22 protein-coding genes and 1 pseudogene are annotated in these 20,320 nt (G+C 42.7%); 19 read left to right on the forward strand and 4 right to left on the reverse strand.

Going from position 1 to position 20,320, the window contains the following annotated elements:
* Window positions 1-400: DUF4238 domain-containing protein (locus tag ABC336_RS00005; protein ID WP_413236696.1), on the forward strand; the 400-nt coding region annotated here is incomplete at its 5' end.
* Window positions 401-833: 433 nt separating this feature from the next.
* On the forward strand, window positions 834-1,160 hold the full coding sequence (locus ABC336_RS00010; protein WP_413236697.1) for an ArsR/SmtB family transcription factor: 327 nt from the start codon (window positions 834-836) through the stop codon (window positions 1,158-1,160).
* A 1-nt stretch (window position 1,161) separates the two neighbouring features.
* On the opposite strand, the gene ABC336_RS00015 is transcribed toward ABC336_RS00010, so the two are convergent.
* Window positions 1,162-1,887: a response regulator transcription factor gene (locus tag ABC336_RS00015; RefSeq protein ID WP_413236698.1), complete on the reverse strand. Its 726-nt coding sequence runs from the start codon at window positions 1,885-1,887 to the stop codon at window positions 1,162-1,164.
* A gap of 219 nt (window positions 1,888-2,106) precedes the next feature.
* Between ABC336_RS00015 and ABC336_RS00020 the strand changes: the two genes are divergently transcribed.
* The 11 genes and pseudogenes from ABC336_RS00020 (at window position 2,107) to ABC336_RS00070 (ending at window position 11,456) form a co-directional block, all read left to right on the forward strand.
* Window positions 2,107-2,418 (forward strand): ArsR/SmtB family transcription factor, encoded by a 312-nt coding sequence (locus tag ABC336_RS00020; protein ID WP_413236699.1) that lies wholly within the window; start codon window positions 2,107-2,109, stop codon window positions 2,416-2,418.
* A 16-nt stretch (window positions 2,419-2,434) separates the two neighbouring features.
* Window positions 2,435-3,727: an arsenic transporter gene (locus tag ABC336_RS00025; protein ID WP_413236700.1), complete on the forward strand. Its 1,293-nt coding sequence runs from the start codon at window positions 2,435-2,437 to the stop codon at window positions 3,725-3,727.
* 25 nt (window positions 3,728-3,752) lie between these two features.
* On the forward strand, window positions 3,753-4,172 hold the full coding sequence (gene arsC, locus ABC336_RS00030) for an arsenate reductase (thioredoxin) (protein ID WP_413236701.1): 420 nt from the start codon (window positions 3,753-3,755) through the stop codon (window positions 4,170-4,172).
* Window positions 4,173-4,189: 17 nt separating this feature from the next.
* Window positions 4,190-5,137, forward strand: coding sequence for a thioredoxin-disulfide reductase (gene trxB, locus ABC336_RS00035; protein WP_413236702.1), 948 nt, complete (start codon window positions 4,190-4,192; stop codon window positions 5,135-5,137).
* A gap of 23 nt (window positions 5,138-5,160) precedes the next feature.
* The gene (locus ABC336_RS00040) at window positions 5,161-5,625 is read left to right on the forward strand and encodes an ArsI/CadI family heavy metal resistance metalloenzyme (RefSeq protein WP_413242399.1); all 465 of its coding nucleotides are present in this window, start codon (window positions 5,161-5,163) and stop codon (window positions 5,623-5,625) included.
* Between the two features lie 13 nt (window positions 5,626-5,638).
* The gene (locus ABC336_RS00045; protein WP_413236703.1) at window positions 5,639-6,073 is read left to right on the forward strand and encodes a protein-tyrosine phosphatase family protein; all 435 of its coding nucleotides are present in this window, start codon (window positions 5,639-5,641) and stop codon (window positions 6,071-6,073) included.
* A 339-nt stretch (window positions 6,074-6,412) separates the two neighbouring features.
* Complete coding sequence (locus ABC336_RS00050; RefSeq protein ID WP_413236704.1) at window positions 6,413-7,456, forward strand: serine/threonine protein kinase; 1,044 nt, start codon at window positions 6,413-6,415, stop codon at window positions 7,454-7,456.
* 265 nt (window positions 7,457-7,721) lie between these two features.
* Window positions 7,722-8,171: a MarR family winged helix-turn-helix transcriptional regulator gene (locus ABC336_RS00055; protein ID WP_413236705.1), complete on the forward strand. Its 450-nt coding sequence runs from the start codon at window positions 7,722-7,724 to the stop codon at window positions 8,169-8,171.
* Window positions 8,172-8,330: 159 nt separating this feature from the next.
* Window positions 8,331-9,401 carry a flavin-containing monooxygenase gene (locus tag ABC336_RS00060; protein ID WP_413236706.1) on the forward strand — a complete coding sequence of 357 codons (1,071 nt, stop codon included), beginning with the start codon at window positions 8,331-8,333 and terminating at the stop codon, window positions 9,399-9,401.
* Window positions 9,402-9,420: 19 nt separating this feature from the next.
* Window positions 9,421-9,783: an arsenic metallochaperone ArsD family protein gene (locus tag ABC336_RS00065; protein WP_413236707.1), complete on the forward strand. Its 363-nt coding sequence runs from the start codon at window positions 9,421-9,423 to the stop codon at window positions 9,781-9,783.
* Between the two features lies 1 nt (window position 9,784).
* Window positions 9,785-11,456, forward strand: a pseudogene (locus ABC336_RS00070) (TRC40/GET3/ArsA family transport-energizing ATPase).
* A 114-nt stretch (window positions 11,457-11,570) separates the two neighbouring features.
* On the opposite strand, the gene ABC336_RS00075 reads toward ABC336_RS00070, so the two are convergent.
* Window positions 11,571-11,915 carry a hypothetical protein gene (locus ABC336_RS00075; protein ID WP_413236708.1) on the reverse strand — a complete coding sequence of 115 codons (345 nt, stop codon included), beginning with the start codon at window positions 11,913-11,915 and terminating at the stop codon, window positions 11,571-11,573.
* A gap of 939 nt (window positions 11,916-12,854) precedes the next feature.
* Here ABC336_RS00075 and ABC336_RS00080 point away from each other — a divergent pair.
* The 5 genes from ABC336_RS00080 (at window position 12,855) to ABC336_RS00100 (ending at window position 16,922) form a co-directional block, all read left to right on the forward strand.
* The gene (locus tag ABC336_RS00080) at window positions 12,855-13,073 is read left to right on the forward strand and encodes a hypothetical protein (protein ID WP_413236709.1); all 219 of its coding nucleotides are present in this window, start codon (window positions 12,855-12,857) and stop codon (window positions 13,071-13,073) included.
* Window positions 13,074-13,080: 7 nt separating this feature from the next.
* A complete protein-coding gene (locus ABC336_RS00085; protein WP_413236710.1) occupies window positions 13,081-14,451 on the forward strand; it encodes a hypothetical protein in 1,371 nt (456 codons plus the stop codon).
* Window positions 14,452-14,555: 104 nt separating this feature from the next.
* Complete coding sequence (locus tag ABC336_RS00090; protein WP_413236711.1) at window positions 14,556-14,747, forward strand: hypothetical protein; 192 nt, start codon at window positions 14,556-14,558, stop codon at window positions 14,745-14,747.
* Between the two features lie 64 nt (window positions 14,748-14,811).
* Entirely contained in the window at window positions 14,812-15,774 is a 963-nt protein-coding gene (locus ABC336_RS00095) for a DUF4238 domain-containing protein (protein WP_413236712.1), read from the forward strand.
* A 179-nt stretch (window positions 15,775-15,953) separates the two neighbouring features.
* Window positions 15,954-16,922 carry a tyrosine-type recombinase/integrase gene (locus ABC336_RS00100; RefSeq protein WP_413236713.1) on the forward strand — a complete coding sequence of 323 codons (969 nt, stop codon included), beginning with the start codon at window positions 15,954-15,956 and terminating at the stop codon, window positions 16,920-16,922.
* Window positions 16,923-17,247: 325 nt separating this feature from the next.
* Here ABC336_RS00100 and ABC336_RS00105 read toward each other — a convergent pair whose 3' ends face one another.
* The gene (locus tag ABC336_RS00105) at window positions 17,248-18,153 is read right to left on the reverse strand and encodes a Vgb family protein (protein WP_413242400.1); all 906 of its coding nucleotides are present in this window, start codon (window positions 18,151-18,153) and stop codon (window positions 17,248-17,250) included.
* A gap of 278 nt (window positions 18,154-18,431) precedes the next feature.
* Window positions 18,432-19,322, reverse strand: a complete 891-nt coding sequence (locus tag ABC336_RS00110; RefSeq protein WP_413236714.1) for an alpha/beta fold hydrolase — start codon at window positions 19,320-19,322, stop codon at window positions 18,432-18,434.
* Between the two features lie 153 nt (window positions 19,323-19,475).
* On the opposite strand from ABC336_RS00110, the gene ABC336_RS00115 reads away from it, so the two are divergent.
* Entirely contained in the window at window positions 19,476-20,210 is a 735-nt protein-coding gene (locus ABC336_RS00115; protein WP_413236715.1) for a MerR family DNA-binding transcriptional regulator, read from the forward strand.
* Window positions 20,211-20,320 lie beyond the last annotated feature (110 nt).

The following is a 20,320-nucleotide window of genomic DNA, read 5'->3' on the forward strand; positions in this document are numbered from 1 at the left end:
TGTTGCTTACCAACATATACGAACTCGTAAATTTCGAGAAGAGTATATACGTGCAGGTACAGGTGTAGAATTATATGAGCCAATTACATTTGGCCTTAATTCCCAAATAGAGCACTTAGGTGTGTTAGTACATAACCATTATTATGTAGAACAACTGAAAAAGCGCTTGCTTGAAGAATACTATTGGGTAATAGGGATAAATGATACAGATGAAAAGTTTTATACTTCAGACCATCCGGTGGCTCAAAGAGAGAGCATGGATAGTCTAGCTGAGAAAAATAACTCATTACGTATATGGGATCTTAGTGATGAGGTCTCGTTTCCTCTTACTCCAGAGATTGTATTGATGTTTTTTAAAAGAAACAAGGTGAGAAACAACACCGAGATAAACGCCTATTAAAAAATAAAAGAATTCGAATTTCTAATTTAGAGAGTGTACACAGTTTGAATATTATGCAAATAGAAAGATCGTATCGTCAAGTTTATTCGATTGATGGAAATTACGATTTTGTAAAGAAAGTAGAAGCAGAAAGGCGCGCAAAACTAATCGAGATGGGACGCGATCCTGCTAAACTTCTTTTGCCGGAATGGTTAACTGATGATCAATCGAAACGCTAGCCTGTAATAGCAACCAAGAATCCTATCCGGGGATCTCGATTCGTCATTGGTCTATATTTTTCTTTTAAACCCCACGCCTAGTATGGGGTTTAGTTTTAGCAAACAAGCTCTTGTCACAACTGATCTAATCCTGAATTAAGAATATAAGGTTATTAGATTTTCCGGACACATTATATTATAATTAAATAATTATGTGTTACATGGAGGTGATCCGGATGGATTCATTGGATACCATGGCTGAGACATTCAAACTCCTTGGCGATAAATCAAGATTAACCATTCTGGGCTTATTGAAGGAAAGAGAGCTTTGCGTCTGCAATCTTGTCGATATTATGCAAATGTCACAGCCTAGCATAAGCCAGCATTTGAGGAAAATGAAGGCTGGCGGACTTGTAAACGAATATCGGAGAGGCAAATGGGTGTATTACTCCTTAAGCCTTGAAGATAAACCTTACGTGAAGGACGTACTTGAAAGCATTCCTTCGCAAGCCGAAAAGCTGGAGTGGCTGGATCAACAACTCGCTACAACTGTATGCGACTAATTTAATTGCTCCTGTGTCTTATTTGACACCACGGCCCAGAGCACAAATAGCGATAGCCGCCGCGAAACGATTCAATACGAATGGCTTCCTGAAAGCGAGCTAGGCGACGCCTTAACGAGTTTATATGAATCTCTAAGGTTCTGTTCCCGTCCATAAAATTACTTCCCCAAACACTATGTAGTAAATGCTCCTTGGATAAGATGATTCCCGGTTGCTTCGCGAGGTTTATGAACAGTTCGTATTCGATCGGTGGCAGGGGGGCAGTGACCCCTTTGATTTCAATCGCAGGCAACTGGGGATGAATAACTACCCCACTGGTTAATCCACCTTTAGATGACCAATTAGGTTTCTTAGCATAAGCGGATCTTGTGTTGAGGTTCGAGATCTTTCCGAGCAACTCCGTCACGCTAAAAGGCTTCGCTAAATAATCATTTGCTCCCGCAATAAGCCCCTCGATTACCTCCGGTTCCCGGTCATACATGGAAAGGATTAAAACAGGGACCATCAAGCTTCGATAACGAAGAGACCTTAGCATATCAAGACCCATTCTCCCTCCGCCAATCGTTATATCCAAAATGATAAGATCATACTTGTTTTCAATCACCTTTTGAAAGGAGTCCTCAACCGTTTTAGCAACCTCAACATCATAATGGCCTTCACGTTCTAACCCTTGTTGAACGAAGGAGGAGAAGTACAAATCACCTTCAACCAAGAGCACCTTTAGCATGATGTTTCAGACCGCCTTTCTAGAAAATCTTTATATCAATATATAAACATGTTATTATATGAATGACAAGTTAATTATCTTTTAAGCCTTTTCTTCATGACTCCATGCCGTTTAAAAATCGTATATCTCTGATTTATATATAAACCTTTACTTATATAATTATATGAGTATAATAAAGGTGAAATCAGAAGCGATAAAGGGGATAGGAGGGGAGTAACCATGCTTAGTTATGCTGCTGTGGCTGAAGAACTGAAGCTGCTATCTGACAAAACGCGATTAATGATACTAGCGCTACTCAAAGAAAAAGAAATGTGCGTTTGTGACATTGCAGCTGCACTAGAGTCCACACAACCTAATATTAGCCAGCATTTACGTAAGTTAAAAACCGGCAATCTGGTCCGCGAAAAACGGCGAGGCCAGTGGATTTACTATGCCATAAACCGTGATAACAAACCTTATATATCCGACATTTTAAATGACGTCCCATCGATGAAACACCAAGCCATGCAATTTCAGTCAGAAAGCTGTTAGCTGTTAAGGAGGAATTATGTTAATCATAGCGTCGGTATTATTTGTTGTGACGTTAATTTTCGTCATCTGGCAGCCGAAAGGATTGAACATCGGCTGGTCTGCTGCAGGCGGTGCCGTGCTTGCACTGCTCTTTGGTGTCGTTAGTTTCAGTGATGTCCAGGATGTGACATTGATTGTGTGGAATGCGACACTGGCCTTTGTAGCCATCATTCTCATCTCACTCATTCTCGACGAAATTGGTTTTTTTGAATGGTCTGCCCTACATATGGCCAGGCTAGCCCGAGGCAATGGCACCTTAATGTTTGTTTATGTCGTTCTGCTTGGCGCATTGGTTGCTGCTTTCTTTGCGAACGACGGTGCAGCTCTTATCCTAACGCCGATCGTATTATCGATGGTAAGGGCGCTGAAGTTCGATGAGCGGATGATCTTACCATTTATTATGGCCAGCGGTTTTATCGCTGACACGGCATCATTGCCGCTCATCGTCAGTAACCTGGTCAATATTGTCTCTGCCGACTATTTTGGCATCGGTTTTGTACAGTATGCCACGCGCATGTTTGTACCGAATCTTTTCTCTATAGCGGCTAGTATTATCGTCTTGTATCTTTTCTTCCGAAAAAGCATTCCGAAAAACTATGATGTGAAGCATTTACGAGCCCCTCGGGAAGCGATTAAAGATCACCAACTCTTTCGCTTATCCTGGATCATTTTGGCTGTGTTATTGGTTGCCTATCTCGTCAGTGAATTTATTCATGTCCCCGTCTCGATCGTTGCCATGGTCGTCGCGATACTTTTTATTATCGCAGCTCGTGGGAGCAAAGCGGTGGCCACAACAAAGATCATCAAAGACGCGCCATGGTCTGTCGTTGTTTTCTCCATCGGTATGTACGTCGTTGTTTATGGTTTGCGCAATGTAGGTCTCACCGATCAGTTAGGTCAGATCATTGAACAAGTCGCCGACCAAGGCTTGTATGTGACTACGATCGGCATGGGCTTTATTGCCGCCGTGCTCTCTTCCTTCATGAACAACATGCCGACCGTGATGATCAATGCGCTTGCCATCCAAGGGACAGGAACAGAGGGAATCATTCGGGAAGCCTTGATTTACGCCAATGTCATTGGCTCGGATCTTGGACCTAAAATCACCCCTATCGGTTCATTAGCTACCTTGTTATGGCTGCATGTGCTCTCGCGTAAAGGTGTGAAAATAACATGGGGATATTACTTTAGAGTTGGCATCATCTTAACCGTGCCAACATTGTTCATTACTTTGACCGCCTTGTCGTTATGGCTTTGGATCATCAACTAAATTCGATTCAAGAGGAGACGTTCACATGAATAAAAAAATTATTTACTTCCTTTGTACCGGTAACTCGTGCCGCAGTCAGATGGCAGAAGGTTTTGGACATCAACACCTCGGCGAAGAATATGACGTTTATAGCGCAGGTATCGAAGCACATGGATTAAACCCCAAGGCGGTTAAAGCCATGGCAGAGAAGGGCATCGATATAAGCCAACAAACCTCGGATGTGATTGATCCAGAGATTTTGAATAAAGCAGACGTCGTCATTACGCTTTGTGGCGATGCAAACGATAAATGTCCGATGACGCCTCCGCATGTGACACGATATCATTGGGGATTCGATGACCCCGCTAAAGCAACCGGCGCGGACGAGGAGAAATGGGCAGTGTTTCAACGAGTTCGAGACCAGATTGAGGCACGTATCCAGCGATTTGCTGCTGAAGGAGACTAAAGTAGGGAGGGGTCGCGATGCATAAAACAGTAATAATTGGTACGGGACCGGCCGGTTTGACGGCTGCCATTTATTTGGCCCGTGCCAATCTTGAGCCCATCGTGATTGAGGGGCCTGAACCAGGCGGACAATTGACCCTTACGACCGAGGTCGAGAATTTCCCGGGGTTTCCTGAGGGAATCATGGGGCCAGAACTTATGAATAATATGCGGAAACAAGCGGAACGATTCGGTGCTGAGTTTCATCGGGGATGGGTGACCAGCGTTGACTTTACGAATCGACCGTTTACCCTCTCGGTAGACGGCATGGGTGATTTGCAAACAGAATCGTTAATCATCTCCACCGGTGCTTCAGCAAAACTCCTTGGCATTCCGGGAGAGAAAGAAAATATTGGCCGCGGCGTTAGCACATGCGCAACCTGCGACGGTTTCTTCTTTAGAGGGAAAGAGATTGTTGTCATTGGCGGTGGTGACTCTGCCATGGAGGAAGCCAACTTTCTAACAAAGTTTGCCGCTAAGGTAACCGTCGTCCACCGTCGAAATGAGATGCGCGCTTCAAAGATTATGCAAGATCGCGCACGAGCCAACCCTAAAATTGAGTGGGCATTAAACACCATCCCAGTCGAAGTGCTCGCTGGCGAACACGGCGTGGTTGGTTTAAAAGGACAGGATGCCACTACCGGTGAAGAGAAAGTCATTCAAACGGACGGCATATTCGTTGCGATTGGCCATACCCCGAACACAGGCTTCCTGGGTGATGAGCTACAGACAGATGAAACAGGATACATCCTCGTTAAGCCAGGGACGACAGAAACGAATATAGCCGGTGTATTTGCTTGTGGCGACGTCCAGGATCATACGTATCGCCAAGCGATCACCGCAGCCGGATCGGGCTGTATGGCTGCGCTGGATGTCGAGAAATTTCTGGAGGGCAATCGTGTACATGACTGGAGTATAACACTCTAAACAAGGGAGGAAACACGGTTATGATTCAACGCATGCATGTGGCTGTGAATTGTACGGATCTGGAAAAGTCGCTAACCTTCTATCGAAACTTCTTTGGGGTAGAACCTGTAAAGATCAAAGATAACTATGCCAAATTTGAATTGGATGAACCAGCTTTACATTTCTCTTTGAATGTCCGACCGTTTGAGAAAAATGGTGTATTAAACCACCTGGGTTTCCAAGTGAATACTACCGAAGATGTTCTCGCGATGGGAGAACGTCTCCGGCAATCGGAACTATTGACTATTGATGAGATGAACACAACGTGTTGTTATGCTGTTCAAGACAAAGTGTGGGTCTATGATCCTGATGGAAACGCGTGGGAGATCTTTTACACCAAAGAGGATTCTGAGTTTGAGTCTGCAGGGGATCCTCGGGACCTGTCCCTTTGTTGCGCTCCCCCTGCGGCCCCTGTATCGGTTGAATTCACATCATTTCAGAAGAAGTAAAGGAGTATTTACGATGAAGACGTATCATGCACTAATAGAGGATCGGATTTTCATGGGTGGCGCGGCCGACGTTAAAGATATGGTTTTGGATGAAAAGTGTGAAGTTATTGTCGATCTTCGTGAAGAAGCAACCGAATGCGCCTACCCGGAAACGGATGCGACATGGATCAAGGTTGGAATTGGAGACAACTCGGAAACACCGCAAGAAGACTTGTTTCAAGAGGCCATTAATCAGGTTGTGACGGCTTATCGGGAAGGCCAGAAGGTCGCATTTCATTGTGGGGGTGGAAAGGGCCGAACAGGTGCCGTCTCAATAGGCGCACTAATTGCGTTAGGGAAAGCCTCGTCCATTGAAGAAGCTGAACGTATCGCTAAAGAGATTCGGCCTATCATTCAGATTCGCGAACCTCAACGGGAAGCATTAAAAAAGTTGTTTGAATCTCACTAGGGCTGAAGGGTGTGAGGGCTGTCGTCATTAGACGCAGCCTTTTCTTTATCCGGGGAGTCTTAGATTTGATTAGACTAACGGGAAAATTAGTTCAATGAAAATAGCAATGTTGTGATAGTATTAGGATAAGATGGAAATAGGATCGACAACAGTAAGCAGGGGGAGAGTAATATTAGTAATATAGAAACTTTCTTAAGAATACAAAGTTCCACTTTTTTTGATAAAATTGCTTCTGAAAATGCTTTATTATATCAAAGTTTCTATGAAAATATCGCTAATGAAAAACTGAAACATATTTTTTCAATTGCACATTACGAATTAAATAGCTTATTTAAGTTTATGAACGATAAGAACAATTCAGGATACGGTGGACATTATAATGCCGACCCAAGCAGATCACTCTACGAAATAATTGAGCGTTTAAGAATGCTTCAGGCAAACCTTAAAAGTGAATATCCTTTCGAAATACACCACTATTATATGAGGATAATGGAGAGGTGTAGGTTGTTTCTGTCGCGATCTGGAGGTTCTTCGATCCCCGAAGATTTTTCAGAAATTGAAATAATAGAGTCTGAACCAATTTTTATTCTCACCACTTCTATAAGCATCACGACTCCAATAAATCAAAATGTTAAATTGGAACAAGTCGGGAACGGTTCATACGCTAAAGTTTTCAAATACGATGACTTTTATTACAATTGTAGTTTTGCTGTGAAAAGAGCTTTAAAGAACTTACGTCCTGACGAGCTTGAAAGGTTTAAGGAAGAGTTTAATGATTTAAAAAACCTAGATTCCCCATTTATTATTAAAGCATACCGCTATGACGATGAAGAAAATGAATATGTTATGGAGCTAGCAGATGATACCTTAGAGGATTTCATCCTGAAAAGGCACAATAACAATTTAAATCTAGAAACAAGAAGATATTTAGTAATACAACTATTAAGAGCTTTTGAATATATACATTCAAAGGGTTTGCTTCACAGGGACATAAGTTATACAAATATATTAGTTAAAAACTATGATGACGGTCAAACCTTATTAAAGGTCTCTGACTTCGGCCTAGTAAAACGACCTGACAGTACACTAACTAGAAAAGGTACCGAAATAAAAGGGTCTCTAAATGACATTACTGATTTAACAGCCATTGGATTTGAAAATTACGAAATTAGGCATGAGACATACGCGCTTGGACAAGTGATTTACTTTATTGTTACTGGACGATCAACTAATTATCACCGTGAAAAAAATGAAGCATTGAAAGCATTTATTCTAAAGGCTATATCGCCGGATAAGGAAAAAAGGTTCTTAACTATTGAGGAAATGAGAGTAGAAGTATTATCAACTGTCTTCCCATCTCTTAAAAAAGCACAAATATCTTAGGGATTAACATTGCCAAATCTAAAATGTTATTTATTTAACTAACTGAGAAAGATAGTTGGAGGAATCAACTTCGGACAAAGACTTTATTTATCCAGGTTTGTCCGAAGCTGATTCTTTTAATGGATCATTAAGATGAGAATTCTTCAATTCGGTTTAGATCAAACACTACAGTTTAACACCTTAAGTTCACGAATAATTGATTCAATAGAACGATACTTGCAAATTACAACTATTTGCGATATAACTATACGTGAGGTGATTCACGATGGAAAACGTTCGGGAGCTCATTCAAATTATGACCCGTCGGTTCGGCTTTTTAAATAAAAACTGCTGTTCTGCTGGTGGGTTCGACATCTCACTAATTCAGAGCCATATTCTTTATGAAATTGACCGTCAGCATCAACCATCCATTCAACATGTCGCCGAAACATTAGGGACGGATATTACGACGTTCAGCCGCCAAATTCAGTCGTTGATAAAGATGAATTTGATTAAGAAAACCCCAAACGTCACAGATCGAAGAATCTATATCCTGTCCTTAACAACCGAAGGCAAATTTGTTGCAGCTGCGATCGATGAGCAAATGAAAACCTATTTAAACGATATCTTCTCCCATATGAATGAAGTTGAAAGGGAGACCGTCATTCGTTCCATTCAGTTACTCAACGAAGCGATGGGGAAATCCCGTTTGTGTTGTATGCCCTCACAAGGGTAGACCGCACGCCTTTAATACTTGCAATTTACAACTATTATCCTAAGAAGAATCCTAAGAAGATCCGATTCATATGCTTATGAAGATAATGCGTGTATGCCATTGGACAAGCAAGTTACTTCGAAATTACTTGCATTTTACAAATAAATGAGGGAACTTACTATGACTAACGTATGGGATGTTATCGTAATTGGCGGAGGTCAGGCTGGTATGGCTTCCGGTTACTATTTAATGAAAAATGAACTTCAATTCTTGATCCTGGAGGCTAGTGGTCAAGTGGGGGGATCTTGGCCCTATTATTATGACAGTTTAAAACTATTCTCTCCGGCCTCCTTATCCTCTCTCCCAGGAATGAAGATAGCTGCAGAGAGCACGCACTATCCGTTGCGAAATGAGGTCATCCAGTACCTAAATGACTATGCCAAAAGCTTTCATCTACCCATTCGGCTAAATCAAAAAGTGACGGCTATAGAGAAAAGCAAGGAGGGTTTTGAAATCCGCACGGGCACCGGTGACGTTTATCTGACAAGAACAATTATTAATGCTTCCGGCTCGTTTCACAGCCCTTACACGCCTGATATTAAAGGCAGGGACCTTTTCCAAGGGAAGGTACTTCACTCCTCTCTGTACCGTAATACAGAGCCTTTTAAAGATCAACGAGTAGTTGTCGTGGGGAGAGGTAACTCTGCCGTGCAAATTGCCGTAGAGTTATCTGATAGCAGTCATACGACACTGGCTGTACTGAAGCCCGTAGCGTTTGTTAAACAAAAGGTATTGGGTATTGACCTCCATTATTGGTTGAGAGGAACCGGCTTAGACACGTTCCCGTTCTGGCGTTTAGGCAAAAAAGCTCCGGCTCCGACAGCAGCAGCCGATTTAGGAGAATACAAAACAAAACTGGAATCAGGTAGGCCGGATCAACTCCAGATGTTCTCATCTTTTGATAATGAAGGCGTCGTTTGGTCCAATGGAAAGCGAGAGAAAGTCGATACCGTCATTTTTGCTACGGGGTATCGACCCAGCCTTCCCTTTTTAAGGCCTCTGGGAGCCCTTGATAACGACGGGAAGCCATCACAGACAGCAGGAGTTAGTCTAACCGTCCCTGGGCTTTATTTTGTCGGTTTAGAAGGTCAGCGTTCCTTTGCCTCAGCAACATTAAGGGGGGTGGGGCCTGACGCGAAGTTTGTCATCAGCAAATTGATCAAACATCTAAAATCAGTTAAAAAAGCCTGAATAGAGGGAGGAACTTACCATGAAAAAGTTCGAGATTTTTGAAGCTGCTGGATGCTGTTCGACTGGTGTTACTAATCCTGAGGAAAAGCGCAACGCCATTCAATTTGCTGTTGCATTAAACCAGTTGTCGAGTCTCGGGTTTGATGTGAACCGCTACAACCTCTTAAGTGATACAACACACTTTCAGTCGAATCAAGCGCTGCAGCAACTGTTAATCCAAGCTCCGAATGCATTACCCATATGCATCTTTGATGGAACGGTGGTTAAAACCCATGCTTTTCCTTCCAACGAAGAGTTGGCTACGTGGTTCCGGATAGATGACGAACATTTGGAGGGAAAACAGCAGATTACATTTCAATCTTTTAAGAAAGAGGAGCGATGACATGACTTATTTCCCGCAATTTACAATAGAACAAATCCCGATGACTCCGTTTATGTTCTTCACCGGCAAAGGTGGGGTAGGTAAAACGTCAACCGCATGTTCGACTGCTGTTGTCCTTGCCGACCAAGGCAAGCGAATCCTGCTCGTAAGTACGGATCCCGCATCAAACCTGCAGGACGTGTTTGAGACAGACCTGGATATGAATCATAAAAAAATCCCTGGGGTTCCGGGTCTGTTTGTGGCTAATCTGGATCCTGAGGAGGCTGCCTCCCGGTACCGAGAAGACGTCATAGGACCTTACCGGGGGAAATTGCCGGAAGCTGTCCTTAACCAAATGGAGGAGCAGTTATCTGGTTCATGTACGGTAGAAATCGCATCGTTTAATGCGTTTTCACATCTTTTGACCGATAAAGAGTCGACCGGAGACTATGATTATATTATTTTCGATACAGCCCCGACAGGCCATACGCTTCGACTACTGCAATTGCCTAATGCATGGAACGACTTTCTGCATAACAGTAAGGAAGGAACGACAACCGGAGGCTTGTTGGCCGGCTTAGCTGCCCGCAAAGAGATGTATAACCAAGCGGTCAGTGTATTAGGCGATGCATTGAAGACCACGCTGATTCTGGTCACGCGGCCAGACGCAGCACCTTTAAAAGAAGCTGCCCGTGCCTCCCGTGAACTGTCAGAGACAGGGTTAAACAATCAGATTCTTATTGTGAATGGACTGCTATTACAGCCTCTGGAGGGAGACGCTGTGGCCACAACATTTGCCAGCAGACAGCGGTCTGCATTAGCTAACATGTCAGAACGTTTATTAGCAATACCGACCTACGCGGTACCACTGGCGCCCTTTAATGTGACCGGACTGGAGAATGTGCGTCGATTATTTGCCCAAAAACAGGAGGCCCAACCGGCCGTTAATGACATAGCTACTATAGAGACTTCACAACTGAGGGCCATCATTGACGAAGTTGAATCACAGGGACAGCGAATAATTTTTACGATGGGCAAAGGTGGCGTTGGAAAAACAACTGTTGCCAGCGCACTTGCTTTAGAATTGGCCGAGCGAGGATATAGTCGCGAACTACCGGGAAGAAGTCATGAGCCAGGCAAGGGAAACGATGGATGAACAGGGGGTTGCATATGCTGCGGAAGAGCTTAATTCACCCTGCACCGAAGAAATTGCTGTTTTCCGGGCATTTGCCGGGTTAGTAGATCGTGCCCAAGATGAAATTATCATCATTGATACGGCGCCGTCTGGCCATACTCTGTTATTGTTAGATGCAACAGAAGCATATCACAAAGAGATTGCTCACTCTTCAGGAACCATCCCAGAATCGGTCAAAAACTTACTGCCACGTTTACGTAACCAAAAGGAAACGGCGGTTGTCCTGGTCACTCTTCCTGAAACCACGCCTGTCTTTGAGGCAGAACGTTTAAGATCTGATTTAGAACGAGCAGGGATTACAACAAAGTGGTGGATAGTAAACCAAAGCATGATGCTCTCCGGTACTCAGGATCCCATATTGCGAGCCCGAGCTGAGAGCGAGTATTCCTGGATTAGACGAGTAGAGGAGTTGTCTTCAAATCAATATGTGCTCCTTCCATGGTATCCGTCAGAAATAACAGGCTATGCTCAGCTTAGACAATTTGCTTCTTCTCAATAAAGGAGAGGGGCAAAACATCACATGTAACACAAAGTGTCCAATGATAAGTGGACACTTTTCAATTTTTCTGTTATGTCTTCTTTATCGTATGATGTGTTAGAAATAAGTCATTGCTTATTCTATTCCTCGTGATTTCCAGGATAATACTTGTTCCATAAGAAGCCTATTTTGTTCATTCATTCGTAATTTTTCTAATTTTGATTCCGTTTTTCTTTCCTCCTCACTCATCGATTTTCTTTTCAATAGAGTCTCCAATATGTAAGATCGATTACTCTCAGGATTAAGTTCTTTTCTTAGCATTTCTTTCCCCCACGTTTCACCATCATTCCATGCCATCTGCAACTGAAATGCGACCTGATCAGCAAGCGTTTCGGTTGGTAACTCGAGTATTTCTGTCTCTGCGACGCCATCGGCCATAATAACAACAAATCGATTGTTTCGAATGATTGAATAAAACATGTACAATAGCTCCTTACTTGATTAATCTGAGTTTCCTGCTTGGAAGCTAAATGAACTTCCCGTCTTAGAGTTAAGGAATATAAGTGAGTATCTAGGAGAGGAACAAGGCGTGAGTGCTTTGGTAGTCACAAAACATATGATCATTTTATCAAAATAATAGAATCGACGTTTTCAAGCAGGCGTAAGAAGTTGTTTCTTCTCCTGTAGAGACGGGAATTATGTAGTTGATCGTAAGCCAGCAGGAAACCTGATAGAGGCATCAGGGAATTGAGACCGAGGGCGACGAAGGTCGTTGATAGTTTGGAGGAGGAATCATTTTCAACTGCCACAATGCAATGTGTCATAGAAGCGTTATGTTGCATCGAACCGGACCCTGGTGAAAGTCCCGGTCAGACGTAAGATGGTGTCCAATGAGTTCCATTTCAGAGTGCGTCTTTTTACGTTTCACAACCTTGCCGCTAACTACTTCTGCATCCGGCCCATCTACAGTGGGGCCAATATACACTATTGCTGTATCATTATTATTAGAGGGTAGCAAAGAACAGAAAGCAGTTCAATTTAAATTTATGTAAGTAATGGTACCAAAGAGGTCTAATAACAAGGCACAGCTACCTTCAAGTTAATACAATCTATCAAAGACGTAAACTTTACGACGCTAAAACAGTTCTTTGAAAATTCAAATAACCTCCTCACACATTTGGAATAAAGCTGACATTTGGTTACTCAAAGTATAGCAATTTTTCTTGATGTTGATGTAAAATATAGGAAGGTTCTTATCGTACGTTGCTCCCAATTGACGAGGTTCGGCACCTTGATGGGCCCAGCATCTCAGTCGTCATGATAAGCTGCCTTAATAACATGATTCGAAAGATGGACCAAGCGAAGACAAATATTAATTGTTAGCTTGACTTTAAATAATATAGGAACGAGGCTGAGAAGATGGATTGGAATGCATTTGTCAGCAATGTAGGCTCAGGAATCATTGCTACCGTTTTAGGGGGGATACTACTGTCGCTCATAATAGGTGCTGGTATAATCATTAGATATAATAATAAATCCACTAATAAAATTGTTCAAAAGGGAAATGGAAACTATGCGTCCATTGATGTCGCTACAGAAAGAACTAAAGACAAAGAAATAAATAATGGTAAGGAGTAAAAACCAAATGTTTAAGAAATGGTTAAGCAGGATAAAACAGCGCGGTGAAAATAACATTGCCTTGATCAATTCAGAAGTGAATGTGATGGTAAAACATTCAGTATATGAAGACCTAGCTCGTCTTACACAAGCTGGAGATTACGAGCAAATAGCTAACCTTATGAAAGAATTTCAAAAGAGGGTCGAAACAAGTCATCCTTGCTATCCGCATTATCGATATAGAGTAAAAAAAGCTCCAGATGGCACTATGTACTTTGAGCATGAACCTGTAAATCGTGAGGCATCTAGACAGTTACCTTTAACCTATAATCTACAATTTAGTTTAAAGGATAATATATTGCAGCAAGAAGGAAAATCAATTGACGATGTGCTTGAAAAAGCGTATGCCACTCAAGAAGTAGTACATATCGATTTAATTGCGTTACAAGCTATAATAGCTGATCAGCAAGTTGAAACACCGTTGCTTGATAAAATGATAACTGATTTCGACTGGGTTATTAAACCATTAGAAGTACCTGCTCCTTTAAAACTATCTCTTCATATTATAGCAGCAACAAGTGGAGAGCGGTACGATATAATTCCTTACTTCGAATTAACCTTAGCTGACCTAAATTTAAAAAAAGATATGTATGTCTTTAATAATCATCGACAAGAGGGAGCAAAGTTGTTTATTCGATTGGAAGTGCCCCGGGTGGATATTCGAAATGCTACTTCACGAGTAAAAACAAATGCTTTACTACATTTCGAGATTAACCCTAATTTCAAAAATGAAGTTGATACACTTTTACGTTTTCAAACCTTCTTTAAAATAGCCGAGGAAGATAGTATAATCCTTATCAAAAATGTTATTTCACATGAAACGTTTGTTGAAGTCGATTTGTCTAATTTTAAACTAAAACCCAATGGGATTGGAACTACAGAATCAATTGAACTGTTAAAAAAGCTAAAAATATATGAAGATTTCTTTTCGGTTAGTTTTAGAGTTCCTGATCGGTTGGAAGCCAATGATAGAGAAGGGCTAAAAGTTCTAGAAAGTATTTATTCAAAAACTCCAATTATATTTAATTATAAGGATATAAGTGTTCGTATTGAACAGAAATCTGATTTAGAGAAAATCATTAAGCTGTATGAGGAAAAGTCAGTCACTGGAATTGAAGTTTTTGAAAGCAGTGAAAAACATGAAGCAAAACTTCTAATCCTTGGTGCAACTATCCCACTTCAGGAGAAAAGAACTTTATATAAAAGTACACGAGTAGAAAACCTTGAGCTGCTCAAGAGAAAGCTTCAGTATATGGAAGATGGAGATGTAGTTAACTTTCGTTTGCTGCCTGGCTCGAGTTCCGAAGTAAAAGAAACCTATAAGCTTTTACCTAAATAATCAAATCATATTTCAGATCAATTCTTATATCAAGATCGGAGACCTCTCCGGATGAAGTTAAAGACTGGAAATATCAATCGTATTTTGAAAGGGGGGAGTAAGCAATGGAAGTCTATATGCTTAAAGTAAAGATGAAAACTGGTGAGGAACTCATTGGTATGATAGATGGGGAACAGTACAATGATACGTTGTGGTTAACAACCGGTCCCAATTCAAAAGTTGACCTAAAACGCGATAACATTGAGCGTCTGGAGCGATTAAGACCAGATGCGAAACGAATATTTTTTTTAATGTAATTTTAGAATTACTTTCTGTAATCCATCGTTTAATTATATGTAAACAAAGGGAGCGACTATTGTAATGCGGGAGCAAAAGGAAAAAAGAAATCATCACTATATACCAATTTTTCATCTTGCAAACTTCACTAAAAAGGGAACGAAAGATAGCACACTTTATGCGTTTGATACTCTAACTGGAAATCAGCATGACTCAAAACCAAAAAGTGTAGCATTTTCCAAGAAACTTTATAGTATCGAGTTGCCTGATACCCCCTCAGATTTAATTGAGAACACATTCATGGATCTTGAAACTAAGACTGCACCGATAATACGTAATCTATGTGAGACAAATCAGATGCCAGTTGACAGCGATTATAACTACCTTATGAATTACTTAGCGCTTCTTGAAGTACGAACACCCACAATGAGAGAGAGCTTTTCTGGCTTAATGGAAGACATGCTGAAGTCGATCATGCATGAAATGGTCGCTACCGAAGAGCGTTTCGAAGCTACACGAAAGGGGATGGCAAATGAGGGTTATAAACTGCCAATATCGCCGTACATGAAGATAAAAGAATTTGTACAAGAAGACAGATATTCTATTTCTTTTAACAACAATAATCACGTACACAATGTATTGCATGCGATGGATGCCATCATTCAACCTCTAAGCTCTAGGAATTGGTCTATAGTTTACTGTCCAAATACATTGGGAGATTTTATTTGTTCCGACCATCCCGTTAGCCTCCATTGGATTAAGAAAAAAGAAAGAGGTGTTTTCTCTTCTCCGGGACATGGTCTTCTTGGAACTGAAGTGACGGTACCACTTAGCAGTCGAGTTATGCTATTGGGACGTTTTGAAAAATACATGCCAAATAAAATTGTACTTGATAGCCGTTTGAATCTCGCTATTCTTAATAGTTATAGCAGTATGAACTGTAGTCGCTTTATCTTTTCGCGCAAAGAAGATTTCGTCTGGTATACCAATGAAGATAAAATTGGAACTCTTGCTGATTTCAGACGTGCGATTCTTAAAGAAAAGTAAAATGTCCCCTCTTGTGGGGAATATATAAATTTGTTGCCACGAGTATGCGAATTGCGAAACACGCCATCCAAGCCAGTCCTTACAAACTCCTCTGAAAATGAAAACTTTACTTCACAAAATAACTATTTCGTGAAGTAAATAATTGATGTTATAATTGAAAGGGAGAGGGGCGTAGCCAAATGAATAAACACAGTATCGATAATCTGATTGATTCCTTTACAATATACCTAGAAGTCAACAAAAATTACGCAAAGGGAACCGTTGAAGTTTATAATCATACGATCGTACGGCTTACCTCCTGGCTTAAAGAAGCAAAAGACATTACATATATTGAAGACGTATCAGCTAATGACCTTCAGTTATTTCTAGGAACACTAAGACATCCTAAATCCACAAAAGATAAAGTTAACTCAAAATCGGGAAAAGTTTTTGCGGCCGCGACAAGGGCGCGCATCGTTTCGGCTATTAAATCGTTTTTTAAATGGGCCGTTAAACTACAATACCTCCAGTATGACGTATCTCAGTATATTGAAAACCCTAAACTTGGAGAAAGACTTCCCAAAAGTCTATCTCTACAGGATGCCATGAAATTTGAACAATTCGCTGCAAAACGTAAATTTAAAGAAAGAGATTCATTGATAACTACGTTGTTTTTAATACTTGGATTGCGTGTTTCCGAACTTGTAAGTATTGATCTCGAGAATTTCAACGAGGACGATGGGTCGCTTACAATCATTGGTAAAGGAAATAAGGAAAGAAAACTTGTGTTGACAACTAAAATTATAAGAGCCCTGGAAGCTTATAAACCAACCAGGAAATTGATTCTTCAAAAACGCAATCGAAAAGAGGAAGCAGCTTTATTCATTTCGGAAAAACGAGGGCAGCGGTTAACAAGAAGATCGGTTGAACTAATTATTGAGGAGATTGCTAAAGCTGCCGGTGTTCGAGCAAATAATCATAAAGTTACACCACATAAGCTAAGACATACCTGTGCCACCGTTCTTTATAATGACGGTGAGGGAGCAGATCTGTTAGCAATTGCCGATCTTTTGGGTCATGCTGACCCCAAAACAGCTACAATTTATACAAAAGTGAATATAGAGAAGATGCGTAAAATCGTAACATCAAACCCTCTAGAGTTAACTTGATTTATGACATCATTGTTGTAAACCAAGCATCGTTTTTTGACTTTTGAAAGGTGATGTTTGTGTCGCTCAGTCTTTTGAAAGGTGATGTTTGTGTCATCGCTTAAACTTCTCAAAGGTAATGTTTGTGTCACAGAAATGGGCTCTAAGTATATGTTTGTGTCAAAAATAAGGGTATGTTTGTGTCATTAGACACGCATCATAGGGGCTATAAACCGATCTTAATACATATGTACAAAATACGGGTTTTGTGCAAAAGTATATCTGAATAACCCAGGCAGGCACGATTTCGGCTTGCCTGGGTTTTCCTTAGTTAATTTTCTTCAATCTATGCTTTATCTATGGATGCTTCATTCAACAATATCAATCTTCCGATCTGATCACATTCTTCAGCAAACCATACATCGCCATCGGAACTGACAGCGATACCGTGAGGCTCAGCATTGGCTGTCGGGATCGGATATTCGGTGATGATACCTTGCGTAGTGATCCGGCCGATCGCATTGTTAGACCATTCCGTGAACCACAGATCATCATGATGTCCTGCAGCTATGGCATGCGGCTTTGCATTTGCCGTTGGCAATTCGTATTCCGTTATGCTTCCGCTAATCGTAATTTTTCCTATCTTATTGCCAACAATCTCTACGAACCATATGGCGTTATCCGGTCCGCTCGTGATTCCTACAGGACCTGAGCTTTCTGTGGGAATCCTAAAGCGTTGGACGATTTCACCGGTTGTGTTCATACAGCCGATCGTATTCTTCCGATTTTCTGAAAACCACATATTACCATCCGGACCTATCGTAATAAAAGACGGATACGACTTCGGATCTGGCAGATCGAATAGCTGCATTTCCCCGTCTGCTTTCAACCGTCCGATTTGGCCAACGTTCATGAGTGTGAACCAGATCGTCCCGCCTGGTCCTTCTGTGATGCCGTATGGTGCAGCTTGGGGTACCGGCAGTTCATACCTGGTATACTTCCCCACTGTATTCATTCTCCCAATGGCATTGGCATGATTTTCTGTAAACCACACTTCCCCAGCAACTTCGGCGATGCACATCACACCTGCTTGTGCAGTAGGGATGGGAAAGGAATCGATGGTCCCGTCACGATGAATCCGACTGATCCGGTTACCCTTGTGCTCCGTGAACCAGACCTCCCCGTTCTTCCCTGAAGTCATGCCATAGGGCATCGCCCCTGTTCGCTGCAAGTCATATTCTTTTATTTCCATTGACCGCATAAAAAAAACCTCCTTCATCCTTTTCACTGGACAGGAAGCCGGCATCGCAGCACAAGGACACATCTTGCCCTTTAACTTTAAGCAAGATCGTGCAGTGCACACCAAAAAAGCCAAAGCTAATCCTATCCCGCATAATCGCATGGTTCATGCACGAACCGCTACCGGACAGGATTAGTAGATCATTGGCTTGGGTCACCCTCTCATGTTCTGATACATCTACCTTAGCACAAAGCTAGCTTTAACATCAAACCAAATGATGAGATTGACCATTATGATCCTGTCCGTTCCGAACTCTTCAGCATCCGGATGAGCCAGGGCTTGAGGATCGGCAGCACGACCGCTGGCTGCATCGCTTGCGTATGATCCATCCCGCTTCCGTTCACGATCTCTACCTCCCATCCCAGTTGCCGAAGCCGTTCCACATGTTTGCGCAGAATACCGGCGATATCGACCGTCACACCTCCAAAATTGGCGCCATAGACGATCGTATCCTGCGCTCCGGCAAAAGCGAGCCTCGGCATCGACAGCTTCTCCTGAATCAATCGATCATCGAAGGCCGTCAGGCTCTGGTACAATGTCATAAACTGCTTTGCCGTATCCGGAGGAAGGGCAACCGAGACCTGATCCCAGTCATATGCATCCGGATCTCCGATATACTCAGAGGCCGGCTCACTTACTGACGTTTGCTCTACTGCTTGCCGATACGAATGCTCCGTCACCGTCATCATTTCCTTATAAGGCCCTTCATACGGAGGAAACCCGCCCATCACGAGACCAGCCAACCGGTCCGTGCGGATGGCCAGCTGAAGCCCAGCCAGTGCAAGCCAGGAGTAGCCATAGTAGCTGAAAGGCTCTACACCCATCGTATCCGCAATCTGCAGCAGATCCGCAGCCACTTGCTCTGCTGTCAGACCATCCGGATTGGGATGGGCCATCAGGTGCCCTTCATAGTCGAAAAACAACACTTGAAACGTATCCTTCAGCCCATCGATAAGATGCTCCCCAAGCGCCGGGTCCACTCCCCACCCGGATAACGCCTCGGCTTCCTTGCCATAGACGGTCTTTTTGGCAACAGGCAGCATAACCGTCGGCGCGGACGGATCGCCTGCCAACCCCGCTTCGATCTCCGTACCGTTTGCCAGCTTTACATATTGGATCATAAGTGATACCTCCCTCTATGAGATATCTCCATCATATAACATGGATGCAATCTTTCGGTTTGATCGGTAATGACCCTTGATTTTGTTGGCTCAATTGGATTAAATATTGTTGTAGCAGTTGAAGGTTATACTTTAAAGATTGGAGCACATGCCATGGAGACTGACTTGTACACACCGAAGCAGATGGCCGAGCGACTGCAGGTCAGCACGACCACCCTGCGCCGCTATGAGGATCAGGGGCTAATCCCTGACGTACCGAGGACTACCAGCAACCGCAGAGGATATACCTCGCTTCATCTGTGTGCCTTTATGGCCATCCGCGCATTGCTCCGAGGGTATGAGATCCCGATTGCCTACGAGACCATGAGACTGGTCAAACAAGGCCGCAGCACCGATGCGCTATGGCTTGTCAACGAACAGCAGCATCACCTGCAGGTGGAAAAGTGGCGCGTGGAGTCCGTGGTACGCATGATCGAAGTGTCGGATTTTTCGTCCTACACCAAGGGGCGTGCTCATCTGCCTATAACGATTGGCGAGGCGGCCGAGATAGCTGGCGTCAATCCGTCTGCGATTCGGCACTGGGAGAAGGAAGGATTAATCCGGACCGAGCGCAACCCGGACAACGGGTATCGCGTATTTACAGAGCCGGAGCTGCGCAAGATTATCGTCATTAGCAGCTTGCGCAAGACCGTCTATTTTATCGAGCCTATGAAGCAGCTTCTCGACCAACTGGAGACCCAGAGCATGGCCAACGTCGAGCGGGCCTTCCACCTGGCGCTCAGTCAGCTTAATGGCAAGCTCGGGCAGCAATTCCAGGCCATGTCGCGACTGATGAACTATATCCAAAAGATAGACTCACAACAATCAACAATTTCACCTCAGATATAAATTACATAATTTTAATTATGTTAACTAATAGCAACCGGCCAACTGCAAAACTGTCGGATTGCTCGGGTTGTCACACAATTTCTTAAACTTCCCGCTTCACTCGTGCATAG

Source organism: Paenibacillus jepli (assembly GCF_047238105.1).
GTDB lineage: Bacteria > Bacillota > Bacilli > Paenibacillales > Paenibacillaceae > Paenibacillus_D.